This is a genomic window from Sorangium sp. So ce367, assembly GCF_051520455.1.
In the GTDB taxonomy this organism is placed as follows: Bacteria; Myxococcota_A; Polyangia; order Polyangiales; family Polyangiaceae; genus Sorangium; species Sorangium cellulosum_B.
This window is the reverse complement of sequence record NZ_CP150334.1, coordinates 12,306,609-12,327,103: the sequence shown is the minus strand read 5'-3', so window position 1 is coordinate 12,327,103 and position 20,495 is coordinate 12,306,609. Positions and strand designations below refer to the sequence as shown.

Sequence of the window (20,495 nt, the reverse complement as noted above, 5' to 3'; positions counted from 1 at the left end):
CGGGACCGCCTGGGGGAGCGACGCCCCGCACAGTAGCAGCAGACGCCGCGGCGTTGCTGGCCCACGCTGTCGTCAGCTTGACGGCACGTCTTCGGATCAGGACCATTCGGCGGTGGGCGAGCGCAAAGGGACGATCGAAGAGGCTGACTGGGCGGCGGACTCCGCCCGCAGCAACGAGCTCGCCGCCTCGGGCCCGCCGGAGCGCGTGCGGGCAGCGATCGACGGCGGGACCCTGGTCTCCAGGCAGGGGCTCGTCCCCGCGCCCGAGCCCCCGCCCACCGTCCAGGTGCGACGCGCGGATCGCGACGCGCCGACCACGGTCGGCTGGGATGCGCCGCCGGACGCGCCGCCGTCGCCCTCGGATCGGCACGCGCGGAGCTTCGGAAAATACCGGTTCATCGCGACGCTCGGGCACGGGGGCATGGCGGACGTGCACCTGGCGGTCGCGGTGGGGCCGGCGGGCTTCAGCAAGCTGCAGGTCATCAAGCGCCTCCGGCCCAACATCGCCGACGAGCCCGAGTTCCGGGACATGCTGCTCGACGAGGCCCGCCTCGCCGCCCGCCTGAACCACCGCAACGTGGTGCAGACCAACGAGGTCGGCCTCGCGGACGGCGAGTACTTCATCGCCATGGAGTACCTCGACGGGCAGCCGCTGAGCCGGGTGATCTCCCGCGCGCGAGAGCAAGCGCGGGCGATCCCGTTCGCCGTCCAGTTCTGGATTCTCAGCGAGGTGCTGGCCGGCCTCCACTACGCCCACGAGCTCGTCGACTACGATGGGGCGCCGCTCAACGTCGTTCACCGCGACATCAGCCCCCACAACATCTTCGTCACCTACGACGGGCAGGTGAAGATCGTCGATTTCGGGATCGCGCTCGCCGCGCACCGCCTCGTCGAGACGCAGACCGGCACGATGAAGGGCAAGGTCGCGTACATGGCGCCGGAGCAGGCGTTCTCGCACTCTTCCCAGATCGATCGGCGCGCGGACGTCTTCTCGGCCGGCGTCATCCTCTGGGAGATGCTCGCCGGCCGCCGCCTCTGGCGTGGGCTGTCCGATCCGCAGATCATCTCGCGCCTGATGCGGGACATCCCGGACCTGCGGTCCGCGCGCCCCGAGGTGCCCGTCGAGCTCGCGCGCATCTGCGCCAAGGCGCTCGCGCACTCGCCCGACCAGCGCTATTCGACGGCCGCCGCCTTCCGCGCGGAGCTCGCTCGCTACACGGAACGCCTGGAAGAGCAGGTGACGGCCGAGCAGCTCGGCGCGCTCATGCGCGAGCTGTTCGCCGGCGAGCGGTCCGAGATCCGGGCGATCATCGATCGCCAGCTCAAGCAGCTGCAGGAGCACGGCGCGGAGGCGGGGGGCGCGGGGCTCGCCGGCCGCGCGCCGAGGCTGCCGTCGCTGCCAGGGCGCGAGCCCCTCGACTCGGATCCTCCCGCGCAGGAGGACGGCGCGACCACGGGCTCTTCGCCGTCGGCGCCCACGCGCCCCCTCCACCGCTCGAGCCCTCCGCAAGCGACGCTCCACGCCGTCGTGCGGACCGAGCCGGCCACGGCCGTTCAGCCCGCGCCGGCGCCGCGGCGCTCCCGGTTGCCGCTCGTCGCGTTCGCGGCGGTCATCGCGCTCGTCGGCGCCGCGACGCTGTACCTGAAGCTGCGCGATCCGGTCCAGCAGAGCCTCCGCGTGGCCCCGCCGCCGGCCCAGAGCGCGCTGCCCGCGCCGGAGTCCTCGCCGCCATCCGCCGCGAGCAGCGCTCCACGCGAGCAGACCGACGCGTCCCTCCTCCGCGCATCCATCAAGGCGAGCCCCGCCAGCGCGAAGATCTTCGTCGACGGGGTGGAGCTCCCCTCGAACCCGTTCGACGGCAAGCTCATCAAGGACGGCGCGGCGCACCGGATCGAGGTCTCCGCGCCAGGCCACGCCGCGCAACGACGGATGCTCGTGTTCGACCGGGACATCGAGCTCGAGGTGACGCTCTCCCACGCGCAGAGAGGGCCGGCCCCCGCGGCCACGGCGACCCCGAAGGTCGTCAAGCCCCCCGTCGAGGCGGATCCCACCGTCCCGCCGCCGAAGCCCGATCCCTACTGACGCGCGGGGCCCGCGGGCGGCCGTTACAGATCCTGGTAACCGATCGGCGGCTCGACGAGCTTCGCCGCCTTGGCGACGCCGCGGAACACGTAGTCGGAGTAGCTGTAAGGCCCGTCCGACCACACGAGGAAATCGTCCGCGAGCACCCCGTTGGGCGCTCCCTCGCAGAGCTCCGGCGCCGCCATGACGGGCCCTTCGTTGTAGATCGGCGCCGACGCGTTGACCGCCTCCTCGGCCTCTTCCATGGCGGCCAGCGCGCCGGCGTGCCGGTCGGCGTCGAGCTCGTCGACGGGGTAAAGCTCCCAGTCGAGCAGCACGAGCTCCGGGTGCGGTGGCTCGTTCGCCGCCGACGCGAAGGGGGCGTGCGTGGCCTCGGGGAGGCCCGTCTGCGCGAGCGCCTCGATCAGGCGGCTCCGGTAGCGCAGCGCCGCGTCATCCGGGGTCCAGAACGCCGTGAGGGCCGCGATCACGTCCTCGGTCTTCGCCTCGCGCCACAGCGAGGGGTCGCGCGAGCCGAGATCGAGCGCGCGCTCCTTCCGGAGGCGCGCCTGGAAGGCCGACGCGTGCGGCGCGAACTCCGGCAGCTCGGCCAGGGCGTGATCGACGGACCAGTGGAGCCGATGATCGACCTCGCGCACGTACCGGTGCTTGCCGAGGGCGCGGAGGAGTCGGGCGATTTCGTCGGGTGTGCGCGCTGCGAACGACCAGGCAAGCATCATGGGGCAAGGCTCATCGATCCGTGCTGGGGATGGCACGCCGAGCTGGCTCGCCGATGCCGATCGGGCGGCGGGCACCTCGGCACGACGTGAATTCCCATCGCTCGGCCGCGGTGTCGATCACTTCTTGCCGGGGAGGTGCCACACGCCGGCGAACCACACAAGGGATCCGTCTGCGCGGCGCACGGTGGTGGCAGGCGCGAAGTACGCGCCCGGCGGGACGGGCTCCCATCGTCCCTGCTGCCACGCCCAGCGGCGGCTCCGCCACTGCCACTCGCCGTCGATCCACACATCGCCCGGCCGCTCGGACGGCGAGATGATCTCGACCCGCGCAGGCGGCGGAGGGTACGGCACGACCACCGTCGTCTCGCTCGGCAGGTGAGGGCCGGTCGGAGGCAGCGGGAGCGAGCCGCCGCAGCCCGCGAGCACGAGGAGCGACGCGAGCGGGATCCCGAGCGCGCGGCGCAGAGCGGCGTTCATCCTGCGTCGATCCAGGAGAGGTACGCGTCCAGGACGTCGCGGCCGACGAGCAAGCACTCCAGCGTCGCGAGCGCGAGGAACGGGCCGAACGCCATGCGGGCCTGACCGAACCCTTCGCGAGGCTCCTCCGCGAGCGGATCTTGCGCCAGCTCTTCCTCGGCGGCGGCCCGCTCCTCGGGGGACATGGCCGCGAGCTCGGCGCGGATCTGCTCCCGCTCGAGGCGCACCGCCTCGGGCTCCTCGATGCTCCCGCGCAGGAGCAGCATGGCGATCGCGATGATCGATCCCTGGATGGCGCCTGCGCCGAGCACGAACAGGGCGCCCCCCCAGCCGAACCACGCGCCTGCCAGCATGAGGAGCTTGGCGTCGCCGAGGCCCATGCCGACGCGGCCGCCGCGGATCCGCGGGTAGATCACGACGAACGGGAGCCAGACGATGCCGAAGCCGACCGCGGCGCCGACGAGGGCGTCGACGAAACCCATCGACCGCAGCGACGCGGTCGCGACGCCGAGCACCGCGCCGCCGATGGTGATCGAGTCGGGGATGAACATCTGCTCGAGGTCGATGAACGTCGCCGCGAGCAGCCCGAGCGCGAGCGCCAGGCCGGCGGTGTACGTGGCGAGCGCGTGGAGGGCCGGCGTCGTCCCGGGGAGCCGGAGGATGATGACCTCGATGATCGCGAGCGAGAGCAAGCCGCCCGCCGCCTCCACCAGGGGATACCGCGGCGACACGGGCGCACCGCAGCAGCGAGCGCGGCCGCGCAGCAGCAGGTAGCTGAGGACGGGGATGTTGTCGTAGGCGCGGATCGGCGCGCCGCACGCCGGGCAGCACGAACCCGGACGGACGACGCTGAGCTCGCGCGGGACGCGGTGGATGACGACGTTGAGGAAGCTCCCCCAGAGCAGGCCGAAGCAGAGCCCGAAGGCGCGCAGGAACCACGGGGGAAAATCGGCGAGCATCACCTGGGGCTCACGTCCTCGGGCTCGACGCGGCGAGCCGGAGCATCATCGTGAGCGCCTGCTCGAGCTCCGCGATCGTCGGTTGCACGGGGTTCTCGGCGAGCGCCGCCTTGAGGTCGACGAGGCGGCCGCCGAGCTCCTGGTAGTGACGGCGCACACCCTCGGTCGGCGCCTCGGCGACCCACCGCTTCACGATCTCGCGCAGCTCGTCGAGATCGCTGCCAGCGAGGAGCTGCGCCATCTGCGAGGCCATCGGATCCGGTGCGCCGCTCACGCCCTGCCCCATCCCGGCCAGCATAGCGCGGGCACTTTGACGGGCGAGGGGTCCTGCGACATAAGGCGAGGCGCTCACGAGGAACCGTGCCGACGAGGACGCCTGCCGTTGCCCTGATCCTGCTGGCCGCCGGCATCGCCGGGGGGGCCGGCTGCAGCCGCGCCGAGCAGCGAGAGCCCGGGGAGAAGCGCGCGGACAGAGGCGCCCCGCAGGCGCCCGCGCCCCAGGGGAAGGTGCTCGAGGCGGCCGAGAACGAGTCGCCCGCCGCGAGCGCGACGCCGCGGGCCGGCGCCGCGGCGGCCGGGCCCGCGCGGATCGAGATCCCTGCTGGAAAGCTCGTCGCGGGCAGCACGCCCGGGGACAAGGGGCGTGATCCGACGCTCGAGCCGGCGTTGCTCGACGTCGAGCTGGGCGGCTTCACCGTCGATCGCCACCTGTACCCGAACGATCCTGCGCAGGCTCCGCTCACCGGGGTGACGCGGGCGCGCGCCTCGGAGCTCTGCCAGCAGGCCGGCGGGAGGCTGTGCACCGAGCTCGAGTGGGAGCGCGCGTGCAAGGGCCCCGAGGGGACGCCCTACGCGGGCGGCGCGGCGTGGGACCCGGCGTGCGCCAAGGCGCCCGCGTCGTGCGCGTCCGGGTTCGGCGTCGTCGGGATGGGCGCTGCGCTGCGCGAGTGGACCGCGAGCGACATCGCGCCGATCGAGAACCTCCAGCCCAGGGCCGCCGCCGTGCGCGGGGCCACGGCGAGCGCGAGCGCCGTGGATCACCGGTGCGCGCGCCGCGCCGCGGTCGATCCGGCGGTGTCGGGCGACGACATCGGCTTCCGGTGCTGCCACGGCGCGCCGAACGCGGCGTCGATCCCGTCGCCGCAGTGGCAGCAGACGTTCCGGCGCGCGGAGATCGGGCCGCAGCAGGTCGCAGAGCTGCTCGCGTCGGTGCCGCAGCTGCGCGACCTCGGCGGGCAGATCTCCTTCTTCAAGGAGCCCGACGACGCGAACGCCGTGCTCAGCCGGGGCCGGACGCGGCTCTCGCCGAGCGGCGCTCCGGCAAGCCAGCCCGCGCCGGGCCCGCCCCCGAACACCACGCTCACGACGTCTCCGCTGCTCTGGAACCCGGTCCCGGGCGAGGAGGTGCTCGTCGTGACGGGAAAGGCCGACGACGACGCGTTCATCGTCGCGTTCCTGAAGCTCCCTGGAGACCGCTATCGCATCGCGTCGTCGCTGCTGCTCAAGGACGACCCGGGGCCGCTCGCGCTCGGGTTCAACGGCTACGTGCGGCGACGGCTCGCGTGGGCGACCTGCTGGGACTGCCGCGGCGAGTCCGGCAACATCACCTACCGGGACGACAGCCGCGTGGTGATCACGCAGAAGTGACCCCGCCGCGGCGCGGACCGGACACCGGCGCGCCCCGGCGTCTCAGGTGTCGGCGCCGAGCAGGGTGTGCTGGTAGGTCGTGCCGTATTCGATGATCCGCTCGACCGCGTCGACGAACTCCGAGCGGTCGAGCGACTCGGTGGGCAGCTCGGCGCACAGCAGGATCTCGTTCCGATCGTCGAGGGCGAACTTGGCGACGCGCATGTCGCGGTTGGCCTCGAGCAGATGACGGAGCAAGCCGAGCACCTGGCCGGTGTCCTCGGCCAGGGGCGGCATCGCAGCGCCGCCCTCAGCGTCGCATTGCGCGTCGAGCAGATCGAGCACGCCGAACATCGAGAGCACGACCCAGTTCTCGGTGCACTGGACGTAGAACGGAGGGAGCTCGACGACCCCTTCCTCGCGCGGACGGATGCGCAGGGTCGACGGCTTCGTCAGCTCGGCGCTGTAGCCGATCTCCTCCGTCCAGCGCTGCAGGGTCGCCACGTCGATCACGGGTGACGTGATCGCCCTGCCGCCGCCGGAGATCAAGATGCGGCGCGCTGGAAGCCCCCTCGCAGGGGCGAGCGACGGAGGCGAGGGGCGCTAGAGGCTGAGGACGGCGTCCTCTCCCCGGTCGGCGAGCTTCGCCGCGATCAGGCTGAGCAGCGCTTGCCTCCGCTCCTCGAGCTCGACGAGCGCGCGCGGCGGCACCAGCTCCTCCTCGATGCCGCCGGGGCGCAGCGCCGCGGCGGCCTCCTCGGGGCCGAAGCGCGCGAGCGCATCGCGAAGGGCCCGGGGGAACCGCACCGCTTCCACGAGGCGCTCGAGCTGCCGATCGAGCTCGTGCGCCTTCACGTGCAGCGGGAAGGCGCTCGCGTTGGCCTCCAGGCTGAGCGCTCCCGCGTGCACGTCGATGACGATCTCCTTCCGGAGCCCGTTGCCCGCCAGGTAATCGAGCACCAGCACCTCCAGGTAGTCGCGGAGGATGACCGTGCGCTCGCCGCGCACAGGCGACGGCGACCGAGCCCAGCGCGCCCACACGTCGAGCTCGGGCGCGTCGTCGAAGCGTACGGACCGCCGGCGAGGCGAGAGCCAGCGCGGGCCGGGCGGACCGGGAGCCGGCGCGAGGACCAGCGCGTCGACCGTCCCATCGTTCATGACGGCGAGGCGACGCAGCAGCTTGCGCGCGTTCGGCTCCCGGCCGACGAGCGCCGCGAGCTCGCCGATGCCGATGCGTCGCGCCGCTGCGGCGGGCACGACATGCGCGCCGAGCGCCCTCGCCATGCGGTAGAACGCGAGCGGGCGCCGGAACGCGAGCGGGGCCTTCTTCTGCGCCGGCGCGAGCTTCACCTTCACCTCGCGCGGGGCCGCTCCTTCCGCGGGCGCGCCCAGCGAGAGCGTCGCCTCGAACCGGCCGTCCGCCACCTTGCCCGTGAGCCGCAGCGCGCGCAGGGGAGAGCGCTGGAGGGCGCGCGCGACGCGCGATTCCCCCGCGGCCCAGGCGCTCGACGCGGGAGGCGGGCGCTGCTCGGCCGGCGGGCGCGCATCGCCGGCCGGGCGCGCATCGCCTGCCGGGCGCGCATCGGCCGGCGAGCCCGCCGTGGGCGCGCCGATCGCAGGCGCGCTCTCCTCGTCGACGAGCGCAGCGATCGCGCCGACGGACCCGTCGCTGCGTTCGGACGATGGTCGCGCGCACGAGACCGCGAGCAGCGCCGCCGCGACGAGCATGCGCTGCGCCCCGACGCCGCCGAGGCGCCGCAGCGGTCCGCGCGCCGATCCGGGGGCGCGCAGGTCGCGCGCGCACCGGCTCATCCGTCCTTCGAGAGCCCGCGCGGATGGTCCGGCGAGGACCCGCCCTCGGCTAGACGTTGCGACGACGCCTCTTCGGCCAGCGACCGGGAGCGCCCGTCATCCGTCGCAGCCTGCGAGCCTGACGCCCGCGCGCTCGCCCCGAGCGACGCGCCGCCGATGACGCGCTCCAGGAGGAACTGCTCCACGCGCTCGATGACCATCTTCTTGCGCTCCAGCGGGACGACGTGCGTGCCGCCGTTCACCATCATCAGCTCTCCGCGCGGCAGCGCCGCCGCCATCTCCTCTGCGAGCCGAGGCGGGGTGAACGTGTCGCGATCGCCCGCGATCACGAGCGCGGGCACGTCGATCTGCGGGAGCAGCTCGAGCGTCGAGTGCTCGCCGGCGCTGCGCAGCATGTGGAGGAACATCGAGAAATCGATGTCGACCATGTGCCGCATGTACGGCAGCAGATCCGCCGGCGTGACCGCGCTCGCGTCGACCTCCCGCGTGAGCAGCGCGATCCGCAGCGCCATCGGCGCGGGCACGCGGCTCCAGATCGCGCGCGCGATGTGCGGGTACGCGTCGACCTGCTCGATCAGCCGCGGCAGGAGCTGCGCGAGCACGTCCGTGCCCTTGAAATGGTGCGTGATCCTGCCGGACGAGCCGCAGATCAGCACGAGCCCACGCACCCCCTCGCGGTGGGTCCGCAGGTGCTCCAGGACGACCTGGCAGCCCATCGAGTGCCCGAAGAGCACCACGGGGCCATCGCCGATCGACGCGCGCACAGCCGCCAGATCGCTGGCGTGATCGCGCAGCTCGACCGCCTGCGGATCACAAGGCAAGCTGCTACGACCGTGGCCGCGATAGTTCCAGTGGGCGACGTTGACCGTACGGGCCAGGTCGTCCCAGAGGTACTTCCAGATGAAGCCGTCGCACGCGATGCCGTCACAGAGCACCGCGGTGAGGCGTCCCGAGCCCGCCCCGACCCCGCTGGCAAAGCTTCCGCTGCCGCCGGGACCTTCCCGGTAGCGGACGTAAATCCGCGTACCGTCCTTCCCGGCGGCGAAAAGCTCTCGGCCCATCGATCCCCGAGCGACGCGGCTTTACGCGAGGCTCGCGGCGATGTTAGTCGCCGCTGTCCTCGTCGTCAGCCACGTCATTGACACTCGGAAGCTTTTTGATGTCTATCCGCGCCAGCTTCCACGCGCGCTGCACAACCCAAGAAAGCGAGCGATCGAGCCGCGCCGCTTCCTCCTTGATTTCCTGCAGCATCGACTCCGGAAAGTAGAGGCTCTGCTTCCGCTTGTCCGTCTTCGAGGCTTCGTTGTTTTTCGCCAGCGTGTCCTTGTCGGTCATACGCTCTAGGGGCTCCTCCCGATCCGCCACAGAAGAGCACCTTAGCGTACGGTGCACTTCCGTGGAAAGCATTCGTTTTTCCATGATGCCGATTGCGGCAACTATGTGTGTATTACCGCGATAGGCGCTCTGCGTCATGATTCCGGGAATGCGATCTTCCCCGCAATCGCGCTCGCCGCGACGATGAGGGGACTGGCCAGGTAGACCTGGCCGGGCCCGCTTCGCCCCGGGAAGTTCCGGTTGATGGCCGAGACCGTGACCTGTTCCTTGCGGTCGGATACACCGGGACCGGCCTTGATGCACGCGCCGCAGGAGGGGTCGACGAGCTCGGCGCCGGCTTTCTCGAAGATCTCGAGGTAGCCCTTGGCCTCGGCGTAGCGGCGGATGTCCTGCGAGCCGAACTGGATGTAGAGGTGCACGCCGTCAGCGACGCGCTTGCCTCGCTCGACCGCCTGGCGCAGCACGGACGCGTACATGTCCATGTCGGCCTTCTTGCCGCCCGTGCACGAGCCTCCGTACGCGATGTCGATCTTCACCGGACCGCCGGCGGCCTCATCGAGCGACCGCAGGGGCACGCCGTTCCTCGGATCGCCCGGCGTCGCGACCATCGGCTCGACCGACGCGAGATCGACGTCGAACGTCGCCATGTACTCCGCGCCGGGATCCGCGCGCACGATGCGCGCGCGCACGTCCTCCGCGGCGAGCCCGCGCTGCTCGACGAGGTAGCGCACGATCTCCTCGTCGGCCTCGATGATCCCCGTGAAGCCGCCCGCCTCGACCGCCATGTTGGTGAGCGTCGCCCGCTCGTCGAGCCCCATCGCGCGGACGCCATCCCCCGCGAACTCGAGCACCTTGCCGATGCCCTGGCCCGTCTTCCAGAACGGCTGCGAGAGCAGGAACAGCATCACGTCCTTCGCCGTGACCCCCGGCCCGAGCCGCCCCGTCAGGTTGAAGCGCACCGACTGCGGCACCGCGACGCGGACGTCGCGCGTGAGCCACGCGTTCGCCATGTCCGTCGAGCCGACGCCGAACGCGAAGCACCCGAGCGCCCCCGCCATGCAGGTGTGCGAGTCGGTCCCCGCCACGATCTGCCCTGGCAGCGCGAGCTCCTCGATCACCTTGTTGTGGCAGATGGCCTCCGAGCCCACGGTCCTGCCGTCGCGCTCGACCTCGCCGTACAGCTTGATCCCGTGCCGCTCGGTGAAGGCCTGCTGCACCGTCGCGAGCGACGCCGCCTGCTCCCGCAAGCCGAGCCTGAGGTGCGCCTCCGGCATCACGCGATCGAGGAACGTCAGGTGATCCCGGAAGGCGAAGACGCTCTCCGGCTCGGTCACGACCGCGTCCAGCCCGACGCCCGCCCGGAAGAGCGACTCGGCCATGGGCGTGACGTACTCGTGCGAGAAGCGCACGTCGATGCGGGCGAAGAGCGCGTCTCCTGGCTTCACCGCGGGGACACCGATCTTCCCTGCCCGCGCGTCCACGATCGCGTGCGCCGCGATGATCTTCTCGCACAGCGTCATCGGCCGCGGCGGCGTGGCCAGGGTGGGCGGCGAGACCTCGCCGGCCATCCGCGCCTTGTTGTAGGCGAAGAGGCCACCGTACTCGACGACGTCGGCGCTGATCAGGTCGAGCCCGCGGGTGAACTCGCCGATCGGGATCTCGTCGCCCCGCGCGATCCGGTCGAGGAGCGAGAAATCGGTCGTCGTGAGCAGCCCGATGTTCTGGCAGTTCTGGCCGTAGATCTTCTCGATGCTGCGCGCGACGACGATCTGGATCCCCGCCTCGCGCTCCGAGTACGGCGCCGTCTCGCGCGAGCTGCCGCACCCCTTCGAGCGCCCGCTGACGATGACGCCGAAGCCGCCGTTCTTGATGGCGTCGCGCTCGATGTGCCCGCCGCGCAGCCCGACCAGGCAGTAACGGGCGAGCGTCTCGTCGTAGTAGTAACAGACCCAGCCCGGCGTGAGCTCGTCGGTCGAGATGTTGTCGATCAGCGCGTGCTGCTCGGGATCGAAGCGAAGCTCGCCGCCCGCCAGCTGCTGCTTCAGGAGCGCCGGGTCCTCGGTCAGGTAGAGGGTCCTCCCGGTGACTTGAACGGACTTCCGGCGGGGGATCGGCATCTGCACCTCGGACGCCCCGGGACGCGCCGCGCGCGCTGGGACCTCTCCACACCTAGTCGCTCTGGGCGGAGGCGCCAACGGCGGTCTTTGCCGGCGCGCGCGGAGCTCCGCGCGGCTTACGTCGAATTACGTCGAAGGCAGGAAATCCAGCATGAGCCGAGGAGCGCCTGGACGGCAGCGTGCCTTGACGACGCACCGGGGAGATGGTGTCTTCGCGGCCGCGGCCGGGCCGCGAGCGATGACCCGACCCACGATCTCCAGCGTTCCCGTCGCGATCCTCGGCGCCGGCCTGACGGGCATGGCAGCGGCGTATCACCTGGGACGGGCCGGCGTGCCGCACCGGGTGTTCGAGCGCCTGCCGCGCCCGGGCGGCCACGCGATCACGCTCGAGGACGCCGGCTTCCGCTTCGATCGGACAGGGCACCTCCTCCACCTGCGCGACCCCGCGACCCGTGAGCTCGCGCTGGGCTGGCTGGGCCCCGACCCGCTCGAGATCGAGCGACGTTCGATGATCTGGTCGAACGGCACGTACACCCGCTATCCGTTCCAGGCGAACACCTTCGGCCTGCCGCCCGCGGTGGCCTACGACTGCCTCCGCGGCTTCATCGAGGCGCACTTCGCCAAGGACCGACCTCTGCCAAGGAACTTCGAGGAGTTCTGTCTGGCGCACTTCGGCGAGGGGATCAGCCGCCACTTCATGCTCCCCTACAACAGCCGCCTCTGGGGCGTGCACCCGAGCGAGATCACCGCCGACTGGTGCTCCCGCTTCGTCCCGATACCGAAGCTGGAGGACGTGCTCGCCGGGGCGGTCGGGCTGAACGACCGGGAGCTCGGCTACAACGCGAGGTTCCTCTACCCGCGGCTCGGCATCGGGCAGCTGACGCACGGGCTCGCGCGAGCGCTCGCCGAGCAGCGGCCGCGGGACGCTGGAACGCCGGCGATCGAGCTCAGCCGCTCTCCCAGATCCATCGACTGGCGCGCGCGAGAGCTCGTGTTCGACGACGAGATCGTCCGGTACGACGTGCTCGTCTCGTCGGCGCCGCTGCCCGCGCTCGTCAGGCTCCTCTCGGACGCGCCTCGCGCCGTCGGCGAGGCGGCCTCCCGGCTGCGCTGCACGCACCTCTACTACCTCGATGTGGCGCTCGACACCCCGTGCGGGCAGCCGCTGCACTGGGTGTACGTCCCGGAGGCGAAGTACCCGTTCTACCGCGTGGGCTGCTACTCCCACTTCTCCGCCGCCATGGCCCCGCCGGGCAAGGCCGGCCTCTACGTCGAGCTCGCCGATCGCGCCGAGCCCGATCTCGCGGCGCTGCTCCCCCGCGTCGCCGAAGGCCTCGTCGAGATGGGCCTCATCCCCGCGCCCAGCGCCATCCGCTTCGCCCGCCTGCGCCGCATCGACCACGCGTACGTCGTGTTCGATCACAGCTACTTCGGCTCGCTGGAGGCGGTGCGGCCGTTCCTCGAGGGCCAGCGCATCCTCTCGTGCGGGCGCTACGGCGGCTGGAACTACTCCTCGATGGAGGACGCGCTCCACTTCGGGCGCGACGCGGCCCACCGCGCGCAGGCGCTCCTCGGAGGCGCGCCGTGAGCACAGCCGAGCCTGATCGCGAGGATGCGGCCGGATCGCCGGAGATCTCCATCGTCATCCCCGTTTACAACGAGGAGGCGATCCTCCACGCCGCCGTCGTGGATCTGCGCGAGCGGCTCTCGTCGTTCGGCTGGCGCTGGGAGCTCGTGCTCGCCGAGAACGGCTCGCGCGACGGGACCCTCGGCATCGCCGGCGAGCTCGCGCGCAAGTACCCGGAAGTGCGGCACTTCTCGATCGGCGAGCCCAACTACGGGGCCGCGCTCCGCGCGGGCATCGAGCGGGCGCGCGGGCGCTTCGTGCTCTGCGACGAGATCGACCTCTGCGACGTGGATTTCCACCGCCGCGCCATCGCGATGCTGCGGGCAGGCGGCGTCGACATGGTGATCGGGTCCAAGCTCATCCAGGGGGCGCGCGACGATCGCCCGTGGGCGCGGCACGCGGCGAGCCAGATGTACAACGGGCTCCTCCGCGCCACGCTCGGCTTCCGTGGGACGGACACGCACGGGCTCAAGGCGTTCCTGCGCGAGCCGCTCCTCGGGATCGCGCGCGACTGCGTCGTGGACAAGGACGTGTTCGCCAGCGAGCTCGTCATCCGCGCCTACCGCGCTGGCCTGCGGATCGAGGAGATCCCCGTCCGCGTGCTGGAGAAGCGGCGCCCCTCGATCAACCTTACCCGCCGCGTCCCGAACGTGCTGCGCAGCCTCGCGAAGCTGACCTGGGCCATCCGGGTCCGCGGCTGACGGCCGGCTCCTCCAACACTCGCGCAGCATTCGCAGCGCCGCGCGCGAGGCCGGGCCCGCTCGTGGAAAAATTCTGGCATGCTATACGCCGCAGGTGACGATCCTCCCCTCGAGCGCCGCAAGACCGGCTCGCCGCGCGGACACCGACGTGGACGTCGTGGTCATCGGCGGCGGCGTGAACGGCGTGGGGGTCGCGCGGGACGCTTCGCAGCGGGGCCTGAGGGTCGCCCTCTTCGAGCGCAACGATCTCGCGTTCGGCGCGAGCGGCAACTCGAGCGGCATGATCCACGGCGGGCTCAGGTACCTGACCAGCGATCCGCAGGTGACCGAGAAATCGTGCCGCGACTCGGGCCACATCCAGGCGATCGCGCCGCACCTGCTCTTCCGGATCCCCTTCCTCGTGCCGTTCGAGAACGCGCGGCACGGGCGCCTCCTCTACCCGCTCGCGGACGCCTTCTTCGAGGCGTACGACAACTACCAGCCGCTCAAGCGCGGCAAGCCGCACGCGCGCCTCACGCCCGACGAACTCCGCCGGCTCGAGCCGGGGCTGCACGGTAATCTGGTCGGCGGCTTCAGCTTCGACGAGTGGGGGATCGACGGCGCGCGGCTCTGCGTCGCCAACGCGGTCGACGCGATCGAGCGCGGGGCCAAGGTCTACGTGGGGCACACGGTCGAGCGGATCGAGCGCCGGGAGGACACCGGCGAGGTCGTCGCCGTCCGTTACCGGGACCGCACGACGGGGGAAGGCGGGCGGCTCCGCACGAGCACGGTCGTGAACGCGACGGGCGCGTGGTCGCCGATCACATCGTCCCTCGCCGGCCTCCCCGCCGCGAGCTCGCGCGTGCGGCCCGGCAAGGGCGTGCACGTCGTGTTCGACCGGCGCCTCACCAATTACGCCATCATGGCGAGGACGATCGACGGCCGTCAGATCTTCCTCGAGCCGTGGGAGAACATGAGCGTCATCGGCACGACCGACGACGACTTCTACGGCGATCTCGATCAGGTCCGCGCGACGAGCGAGGAGGTCAGGTACCTGGTCCAGGGCATCGCCCGCGTGTTCCCGCAGATCCACGAGGCGCGCGCGATCGGCACGTTCGCGGGCGTGCGGCCCACGCTCTACGCGTTCGGGCCCACCGAGGACGCCCTCTCGCGCGAGCACCAGATCGTCGATCACGCGGCGCACGGCGCGCCGGGCCTCTACTCGATGATCGGCGGCAAGCTGGCCAGCTTCCGGCTCTTCGCCGAGGAGATGACCGACGTCCTCTCGCGGCGCTTCGACCTTGGCGCCCGCTGCGTGACGCACACGACCGCGCTGCCCGGCGGCGATCGCGCGGTGGACGCGCTCGCGCTCTCGCGGCGGATGGAGATCGACGCGGTGGCCGCCCGGCGGCTCGTGTACCGGCACGGCTCGCGCGCGCTCCGGATCGAGGAGCGCGTGCGCCAGCGGCCCCGCGAGGCCGCGACGGTGTGCCCCTGCGAGCCCGTGATCGAGGCCGAGGTGCGTTATGTCCTCCGGCACGAGCTCGCCCGGAGCGTGGCCGACGTCGCGCGCCGAACGCGCCTCGGCCTGGGCGCGTGCGGCGGCATGCGCTGCGCGGCGCGGTGCGGGCAGATCGTGGCGCAGGAGCTCTCGCTCCCGCCGCGCGACGGGATGCGGCAGGCGGCGGCGTTCCTCTCGCGGCAGGCGGTGACCCGCGCGGTCGCGCTCGGCCCGGAGCAGGCGCGGCAGGAGGCCCTCGCGATCGCCAGCGTCCGGTCGGAGCTCGGCGCGCCCGCGGACGACGAGGCGGCGGCGTCGTGCGAGGACGCCGATCGTCGCGCGCAGCGCGCCGCGAGAGAGCCGGAGGAGAGGGCGTGGCGCGATCGATCCTCGTGATCGGCGCGGGCGTCGCCGGGCTCGCCGCCGCGTGGAGCGCGCGGCGGCGCGGGGCCCGGGTCGCTGTGATCTCCGCGGGCGTCGGTGAGACGGCGCTCGCGGGCGGCGCGGTGGACGACGTGCCGTGGGAGCAGATCGAGCGGGCGTCGCGGCTGCTCGGCGGCGACCTGCCCGCGAGCGATCTCGCGCCGGCGGCGAGGCAGTTCGCGGCGGAGCTCGGCCTGTGGGAGCTGCCGCAGGCGGCGGGCGTGCGCCTCGCGACCGTCGCGGGGCGGATCCGCCCCGCCCGCGGCAGGGATCGCGCGCTGCTCGACCTCGGCCCGCTCCGCCGCACGCGCGTCCTCGTCCCGCGCGCGGCGCGCGCCGCATGGGACGCGGACGCTCTCGCGGAGGCGCTCACGGACGAGCCGTTCGCCCGGGCGCGGGGGCTCCGCTTCCTGCCGGTCGACGCGCCGGTCCTGCGCTTCGACGACGAGCGGCACATCGCCGACGGCGATCTCGCGGCCCGGCACGACGACCCGGCGCGGCTCTCCTGGCTCCTCGATCGGCTCCGCCAGGCGCTCGAGGGCGCGGGCGGCGCGGGGGCGATCCTGCTCGGCCCGTGGCTCGGCGCGAGCGCTCCGCGGGCCGAGGCGCTCGCGGCCCGCCTCGGCGTCCCGGTGGGCGAGGCGCTGATGGGCGCCGGCTCGCCGGCGGGGCTGCGCTTCGAGGCGGCGCGCGACGCGCTGCTCGCGGCGATCGGGGCGGCTCAGCGCCACGGCCGCGTGCTCGCGGTGGGCGGCGGACACCCGGGACCAGGCGCGCCCGACGAAGGCGTCACGATCCACGTCGAGGGGGAGGACGTGCCGCTCGCGGCGGATGGGGTGATCCTGGCGATCGGCGGCCTCGCCGGCGGCGGGATCGCGTACACGCCGCCCGAGAGCGGCGCCGGCGCCGATTTCCCGGCGCGCGGCGCCGCGCCGTTCGCGCTCTCGATCGCCGCGCCCGTCACGATGGGCGACGAGCGCGGCGCGTTCGGCGTGGTGAGCTCCATGCAAGGCCCGGAGCTCGACGTCGTCGCGTGGCCCCGCGGCGAGCGCCCGGGCGCGCTGGAGGCGGTGGGGGTGCGGTGCGAGGGCGTCCGCGCCGCCCCCGGGATCCTGGCGGCCGGGGCGACCATCGCGGGGAGGGCGCGCACCGTGCTCGACGCGGTGACGACCGGGCTCCGCGCCGGCGCGGAGGCCTGACGCGCGTCGAGCGGCGCCCGGCGCAGGTCGCTCGACGCGCGATCCTCAGCGCTGGCGGATCGCCGGGATGGCGCGGAGGAGCTGCTGGTACCCGACGGCGAGCGCGAAGTCGGTCCCGCGGGTGGGATCCGAGGGCATGTCGCCCTCGGGGCTGACCGCCGCGGCCGTCTCGGCGCGCTTCTCCACGAGCACGGCCCGCGGCGAACGATCGCCGATCGCCCCTTCGGCGGGGAGGTGGCCCTCGAGGTCCTGCTCGCGGAGGATGGCGGCGGGGACCTGCTGCGCCGCGCTCTCGATGACGACATCCGGCCGGATGCCCTGGGCCTGGATCGAGCGCCCGTTCGGCGTGTAGTAGCGCATCGTCGTGAGCCTGACCCCGGCGCCGCCGGGCAGCTCGTAGATGGTCTGCACCGATCCCTTGCCGAAGGTCCTCGCGCCGACGAGCACGGCGCGCCCGCTGTCCTGCAGGGCGCCCGCGACGAGCTCGGCGGCGCTCGCGGAGTACTCGTTCACGAGCGCGACGACGGGCAGCGAGGCGAACGCGCCGCCGTCGTGCGCCTTCGCCTCGTCGACGACCTGGTTGCGCTGGCGCGTCGAGTAGATCGTCCCCGAGGAGAGGAGCTCGTCGGCCACGGCCTCCGCCTCGTTGACGAGGCCTCCGGGGTTGTTGCGCAGGTCCAGGATGACGCCGGCCAGCGGCGCCTTCGATGCGGCGCGCAGCTTCGCCGCGGCGCGGAGCATCTCTTCGTGGGTGCCGTCCTGGAACTGCTTCACGCGGACGTACGCGATGTCCCGGTCGAGGCGCTTGGCCGCGATGCTCGTGACGTGGATCTGCTCCCGCGTGAGGTCGAACGAGAGGGGCTCCGGCACGCCCTGCCGGCGGATCGTGAGCTTCACCCGGGAGCCGGGCGCCCCGCGCATGATCTTCACGAGCTTGTCGAGGCGCTCTCCGCGGACGGGGCGGCCGTCGATCGCGAGGATCTGATCGCCGGAGCGGATGCCCGCCCGCGCCGCCGGCGAGCCTTCGATCGGCGCGATGACGGTGATGTTGTCGTCCTTGGCGTCGACCTCGATGCCGACGCCGCCGAACGTCCCCCCCGTCTCTTCCTGGAACTGGGCGAACTCCGAGGAGTTCATGTACGCCGAGTGCGGGTCGAGCTCCGCGACCATCCCCTTGATGGCGCCGTCGAGGATCTTGCTGCGCTGCGCCGGCTCGACGTAGTTGTTCTCCACGAGCACGAGCACGCGCGCGAGCTGCTCGAGCGGAGCGTAGGGGCTCTGCGCCTGTGTGCTCGCGCCCGCGAGGTGGGAAGTCGCCGCTCCTCCTGCGAAGGCCGCAGCGATGAGCCCCAGGGTGCGCATCCAGCTCGAGAAGCGTTGCATCCGCCGACCATAGCAGCGGCGCGGGCGGCGGCGCGGTGCGCCGGCGACGGCCGCGCTCGTTCACACGCCTGCGCGGCGGCACACGCCTGCGCGGCGCGCGGTGGCACACGCCTGCGCGGCGCGCGGTGGGCCGGGCGGCGGGGCGCAGCGCAGGCTTTTCGATGTGCCAGCGCGGGCGTATCGCCCGCCAGTCGACGAGATCACCAGGGCGCCCAAGCTCCGGGCGCATGGTTTGTCCTAAGAGGAGTGTTCGGCTATCTTCGCGCGCCTGAACGTGGAACTTGCCTCCTCATCGCCCGGCTTCGCGTTCGCGAAGCGGGGCTCGCCGCGAGGGGCTTCTCTCGCCGAGACGGTCGGGGGCCGTCGCGAGGAGGTGTCCACGGCTGCGCTGTCGTCCGTGCGCGGGAGACAACTCGCACCCCGAGGCGGCTAGGATGGCCAAACCCACCGATCGTGAGCTCGTCGATCAAGCCCGGAGCGGAGATGCCCAGGCGTTCGGGGTGCTGGTTCGTCGATATCAGAAGCGCATCTTCCGGCTGGCGTTCCACCTTGTCCGCTCGGGCGCGGAGGCAGAGGACGTGACGCAGGAGACCTTCGTCCGGGCCTACCAGGCGCTCGACCGGTTCGACGGCCGGAGCGAACCGTTCACCTGGCTCTACCGGATCGCCGTGAACCTCTCGCTCAACATGATCCGGGCCCGCAAGCCGAGCAAGAACTCGACCCCCGCGGACGATCCGCGGATCGAGGCGCTGCTGCTCGAGACGCGCCCGAGCCACGGCGTCGATCCGGCCGCGTCGACCCAGCGGCGCGAGCTCGCGGCCGCGCTCTGCGACGGCATCGACGCGCTCTCGGACACGCTGCGGACGACGCTCATCCTCGTATGCATCGACGGCGTGCCCCACGAAGACGCCTCCAGGATCCTGGGTTGTCCGGAAGGAACAGTCGCCTGGCGCGTCCACGAGGCGCGCCGCAAGCTCCGTGCATACCTCGCGGAGCGCGGTTTCGGAGGGGACGCCGAATGAACGTCACCAGCAAGCTCGACCTCGACGGGATGCTCAACGATTGGCCTGCCCCCGCGCCCTCGACGAACGACGAGGAGGCGTGGGAGACGCGGGCCGCTCACATCGTCGAGGCCGCCATCTCCCGGCGCTCGGAGGACACCACGGCGGCAGCCGATCTCCTCGCCCCCCCCGACCTCACTGCAGCGCCAGGCGAGGAGCAGACGGAGGACCCATCGCGCGAAGCACGCGCATCAGGAGAACGCAGCACCATGGGGGACGGATCACAAGCAGCCAGGGCCTCGAAGCCTGAGAGCCTGTCGGGTGGCACCTTGTCGCGGCCGCCGGAGAAGAGACGCCAGTCGCTGAAGGAGATCGCCGAGCGGGTCAGCCAGGCGCCGGGTCGCGCGAGCGGTATGCCCGCGACGAGCGGCTCTGCGCTCTCGACGCCGCTGCCGGCTTCGGGACGCAGCTCGGCGCCGCCAGGGCGTGTGTCCCCGCTGCCGGGGCGCGGCTCGCTCTCCGGCGGCGCCCGCACGTCGTCGCCGTCGCTGCGGCCGGCGGAGGGGGTGCCCGAGGACTCCGGGGTCATCGATCTGAACCGGCTCAACGCGTCGGCGCCCTCGGAGGTGGAGGCCTCCGAAACGGCGCGGCCCGGCGCGGCGGATCGGTTCGGGGACGCGAAGGAGGCAGCGGTCATGCCGGTGGCGGCGCGCCGCGCCCCGTCCGCGCCCGTGGCCTCGGCTCCAGCGAAGAAGCGATCCGGCGGGATGATCGCCGGCGCGGCCGTCGCGGCCCTGGGGCTGGCCGCGGCGGTCACCGTCATGGTGAAGACGACGGCTCCGCCGCAGCCGGAGATCGCGGCGACCGCGGCGCCCGCGCCGACCACCGTCGCGGCGCCCGCCGCGCCGCGCGGCGACACGCGGGTGGAGCCGGCTGCTCCGGTCGCTGCGGCGCCGGAGGAGCGCGCCGTGATCGAGCAGCCCGTGCAAGCGGAGGAGAAGCTCGCCGCGGCGCCCAGGGCGCCAGCCGCCCCCGCCGGCACGCCTGCGCCGGCGGCCGTCGAGGCGCCGGCCACGCCTGTCGTGTCGCCGAAGCCCGAGCAGGGAAAGACGGCGGCTGCGCCGGCGGCGGCTGGCAAGCCTGGGGACCTCCCCACGGCCATGCAGGCGGCCGTGGGCGACAGCGGGGAGCGACAGCCGTCGGTCGTCTCGGAGGCGCCGGTGCCGGCGTCGGGCCCGCTCCGGCAGCAGAACATCCCCGAGCAGCCGTCGCAGGGTTCGGTGCAGGCCGCGCTCGGCTCGGTCATGGGCGGCGCCAAGGCGTGCGTCGCGGGCGCGAACGACGTGTCGCGCGCGCAGATCACGTTCTCGTCGACGGGCCAGGTGAGCAAGGTCAGCGTCAGCGGGTGGGCGGCGTCGAACGGCCAGTCGAGCTGCGTGCAGTCCGCGCTCAAGGGCGCGAACGTGGGTCCTTTCTCCAAGCCGTCCTTCTCGGTCAGCGCGACGATCCGGCCCTAGCCCTGACCACGCGCCCACACGGCAGCGCGCCCTCGC

18 protein-coding genes are annotated in these 20,495 nt (G+C 72.8%); 8 read left to right on the top strand and 10 right to left on the bottom strand.

The genetic code is table 11. The features are described from left to right. Positions 1-112 precede the first annotated feature (112 nt). Complete coding sequence (locus WME97_RS46715; protein ID WP_437547562.1) at positions 113-2,083, top strand: serine/threonine protein kinase; 1,971 nt, start codon at positions 113-115, stop codon at positions 2,081-2,083. 23 nt (positions 2,084-2,106) lie between these two features. Here the strand turns inward: WME97_RS46715 and WME97_RS46710 are convergent, their stop codons facing one another. The 4 genes from WME97_RS46710 to WME97_RS46695 all read right to left on the bottom strand — a co-directional run bounded on the left by WME97_RS46710 (position 2,107) and on the right by WME97_RS46695 (position 4,536). Further along, positions 2,107-2,802: a hypothetical protein gene (locus WME97_RS46710; protein ID WP_437547561.1), complete on the bottom strand. Its 696-nt coding sequence runs from the start codon at positions 2,800-2,802 to the stop codon at positions 2,107-2,109. Positions 2,803-2,919: 117 nt separating this feature from the next. Continuing rightward, the gene (locus WME97_RS46705) at positions 2,920-3,279 is read right to left on the bottom strand and encodes a YXWGXW repeat-containing protein (RefSeq protein ID WP_437547560.1); all 360 of its coding nucleotides are present in this window, start codon (positions 3,277-3,279) and stop codon (positions 2,920-2,922) included. Next, on the bottom strand, positions 3,276-4,238 hold the full coding sequence (locus tag WME97_RS46700; protein WP_437555633.1) for a prepilin peptidase: 963 nt from the start codon (positions 4,236-4,238) through the stop codon (positions 3,276-3,278). The genes WME97_RS46705 and WME97_RS46700 overlap by 4 nt, the downstream gene beginning before the upstream one ends. 10 nt (positions 4,239-4,248) lie before the next feature. Continuing rightward, positions 4,249-4,536 (bottom strand): hypothetical protein, encoded by a 288-nt coding sequence (locus tag WME97_RS46695; protein WP_437547559.1) that lies wholly within the window; start codon positions 4,534-4,536, stop codon positions 4,249-4,251. Between the two features lie 62 nt (positions 4,537-4,598). On the opposite strand from WME97_RS46695, the gene WME97_RS46690 reads away from it, so the two are divergent. Then, positions 4,599-5,885, top strand: coding sequence for a formylglycine-generating enzyme family protein (locus WME97_RS46690; protein WP_437547558.1), 1,287 nt, complete (start codon positions 4,599-4,601; stop codon positions 5,883-5,885). A gap of 42 nt (positions 5,886-5,927) precedes the next feature. Here the strand turns inward: WME97_RS46690 and WME97_RS46685 are convergent, their stop codons facing one another. The 5 genes from WME97_RS46685 to WME97_RS46665 form a co-directional block, all read right to left on the bottom strand. Continuing rightward, positions 5,928-6,413, bottom strand: a complete 486-nt coding sequence (locus tag WME97_RS46685; protein WP_437547557.1) for a YbjN domain-containing protein — start codon at positions 6,411-6,413, stop codon at positions 5,928-5,930. 54 nt (positions 6,414-6,467) lie between these two features. Then, a complete protein-coding gene (locus WME97_RS46680) occupies positions 6,468-7,676 on the bottom strand; it encodes a hypothetical protein (RefSeq protein ID WP_437547556.1) in 1,209 nt (402 codons plus the stop codon). Then, positions 7,673-8,737, bottom strand: coding sequence for an alpha/beta fold hydrolase (locus tag WME97_RS46675; protein WP_437547555.1), 1,065 nt, complete (start codon positions 8,735-8,737; stop codon positions 7,673-7,675). The genes WME97_RS46680 and WME97_RS46675 overlap by 4 nt, the downstream gene beginning before the upstream one ends. 43 nt (positions 8,738-8,780) lie before the next feature. Next, positions 8,781-9,011 (bottom strand): TIGR04563 family protein, encoded by a 231-nt coding sequence (locus tag WME97_RS46670; protein ID WP_012241296.1) that lies wholly within the window; start codon positions 9,009-9,011, stop codon positions 8,781-8,783. Between the two features lie 134 nt (positions 9,012-9,145). After that, positions 9,146-11,128, bottom strand: coding sequence for an aconitase family protein (locus tag WME97_RS46665; protein ID WP_437547554.1), 1,983 nt, complete (start codon positions 11,126-11,128; stop codon positions 9,146-9,148). 238 nt (positions 11,129-11,366) lie between these two features. Between WME97_RS46665 and WME97_RS46660 the strand changes: the two genes are divergently transcribed. From WME97_RS46660 to WME97_RS46645, 4 genes are all read left to right on the top strand, one after another. Further along, entirely contained in the window at positions 11,367-12,716 is a 1,350-nt protein-coding gene (locus WME97_RS46660) for a protoporphyrinogen/coproporphyrinogen oxidase (RefSeq protein WP_437547553.1), read from the top strand. Further along, a complete protein-coding gene (locus WME97_RS46655) occupies positions 12,713-13,456 on the top strand; it encodes a glycosyltransferase (RefSeq protein ID WP_437547552.1) in 744 nt (247 codons plus the stop codon). The genes WME97_RS46660 and WME97_RS46655 overlap by 4 nt, the downstream gene beginning before the upstream one ends. A 94-nt stretch (positions 13,457-13,550) precedes the next feature. Continuing rightward, complete coding sequence (locus WME97_RS46650) at positions 13,551-15,332, top strand: glycerol-3-phosphate dehydrogenase/oxidase (RefSeq protein WP_437547551.1); 1,782 nt, start codon at positions 13,551-13,553, stop codon at positions 15,330-15,332. Next, positions 15,311-16,558, top strand: a complete 1,248-nt coding sequence (locus tag WME97_RS46645; RefSeq protein ID WP_437547550.1) for an FAD-binding protein — start codon at positions 15,311-15,313, stop codon at positions 16,556-16,558. Before WME97_RS46650 ends, WME97_RS46645 begins: the two co-directional genes overlap by 22 nt. Before the next feature lie 45 nt (positions 16,559-16,603). Here the strand turns inward: WME97_RS46645 and WME97_RS46640 are convergent, their stop codons facing one another. Beyond that, positions 16,604-17,941 carry a S41 family peptidase gene (locus WME97_RS46640; protein ID WP_437547549.1) on the bottom strand — a complete coding sequence of 446 codons (1,338 nt, stop codon included), beginning with the start codon at positions 17,939-17,941 and terminating at the stop codon, positions 16,604-16,606. Positions 17,942-18,375: 434 nt separating this feature from the next. Here WME97_RS46640 and WME97_RS46635 point away from each other — a divergent pair, with 434 nt between their 5' ends. Both WME97_RS46635 and WME97_RS46630 read left to right on the top strand, forming a co-directional pair. Then, entirely contained in the window at positions 18,376-18,963 is a 588-nt protein-coding gene (locus WME97_RS46635; protein WP_012241290.1) for an RNA polymerase sigma factor, read from the top strand. Beyond that, positions 18,960-20,459: a hypothetical protein gene (locus WME97_RS46630; protein ID WP_437547548.1), complete on the top strand. Its 1,500-nt coding sequence runs from the start codon at positions 18,960-18,962 to the stop codon at positions 20,457-20,459. The genes WME97_RS46635 and WME97_RS46630 overlap by 4 nt, the downstream gene beginning before the upstream one ends. Positions 20,460-20,495: the final 36 nt, after the last annotated feature.

What these genes read in the sequence shown, in the direction of transcription:
- WME97_RS46710 (WP_437547561.1), bottom strand. Translation starts at nt 2,802, where the DNA reads ATGATGCTTGCCTGGTCGTTCGCAGCGCGCACACCCGACGAAATCGCC.
- WME97_RS46640 (WP_437547549.1), bottom strand. Translation starts at nt 17,941, where the DNA reads ATGCAACGCTTCTCGAGCTGGATGCGCACCCTGGGGCTCATCGCTGCG.
- WME97_RS46665 (WP_437547554.1), bottom strand. Translation starts at nt 11,128, where the DNA reads ATGCCGATCCCCCGCCGGAAGTCCGTTCAAGTCACCGGGAGGACCCTC.
- WME97_RS46695 (WP_437547559.1), bottom strand. Translation starts at nt 4,536, where the DNA reads ATGCTGGCCGGGATGGGGCAGGGCGTGAGCGGCGCACCGGATCCGATG.
- WME97_RS46700 (WP_437555633.1), bottom strand. Translation starts at nt 4,238, where the DNA reads ATGCTCGCCGATTTTCCCCCGTGGTTCCTGCGCGCCTTCGGGCTCTGC.
- WME97_RS46705 (WP_437547560.1), bottom strand. Translation starts at nt 3,279, where the DNA reads ATGAACGCCGCTCTGCGCCGCGCGCTCGGGATCCCGCTCGCGTCGCTC.
- WME97_RS46635 (WP_012241290.1), top strand. Translation starts at nt 18,376, where the DNA reads ATGGCCAAACCCACCGATCGTGAGCTCGTCGATCAAGCCCGGAGCGGA.
- WME97_RS46680 (WP_437547556.1), bottom strand. Translation starts at nt 7,676, where the DNA reads ATGAGCCGGTGCGCGCGCGACCTGCGCGCCCCCGGATCGGCGCGCGGA.
- WME97_RS46630 (WP_437547548.1), top strand. Translation starts at nt 18,960, where the DNA reads ATGAACGTCACCAGCAAGCTCGACCTCGACGGGATGCTCAACGATTGG.
- WME97_RS46660 (WP_437547553.1), top strand. Translation starts at nt 11,367, where the DNA reads ATGACCCGACCCACGATCTCCAGCGTTCCCGTCGCGATCCTCGGCGCC.
- WME97_RS46675 (WP_437547555.1), bottom strand. Translation starts at nt 8,737, where the DNA reads ATGGGCCGAGAGCTTTTCGCCGCCGGGAAGGACGGTACGCGGATTTAC.
- WME97_RS46670 (WP_012241296.1), bottom strand. Translation starts at nt 9,011, where the DNA reads ATGACCGACAAGGACACGCTGGCGAAAAACAACGAAGCCTCGAAGACG.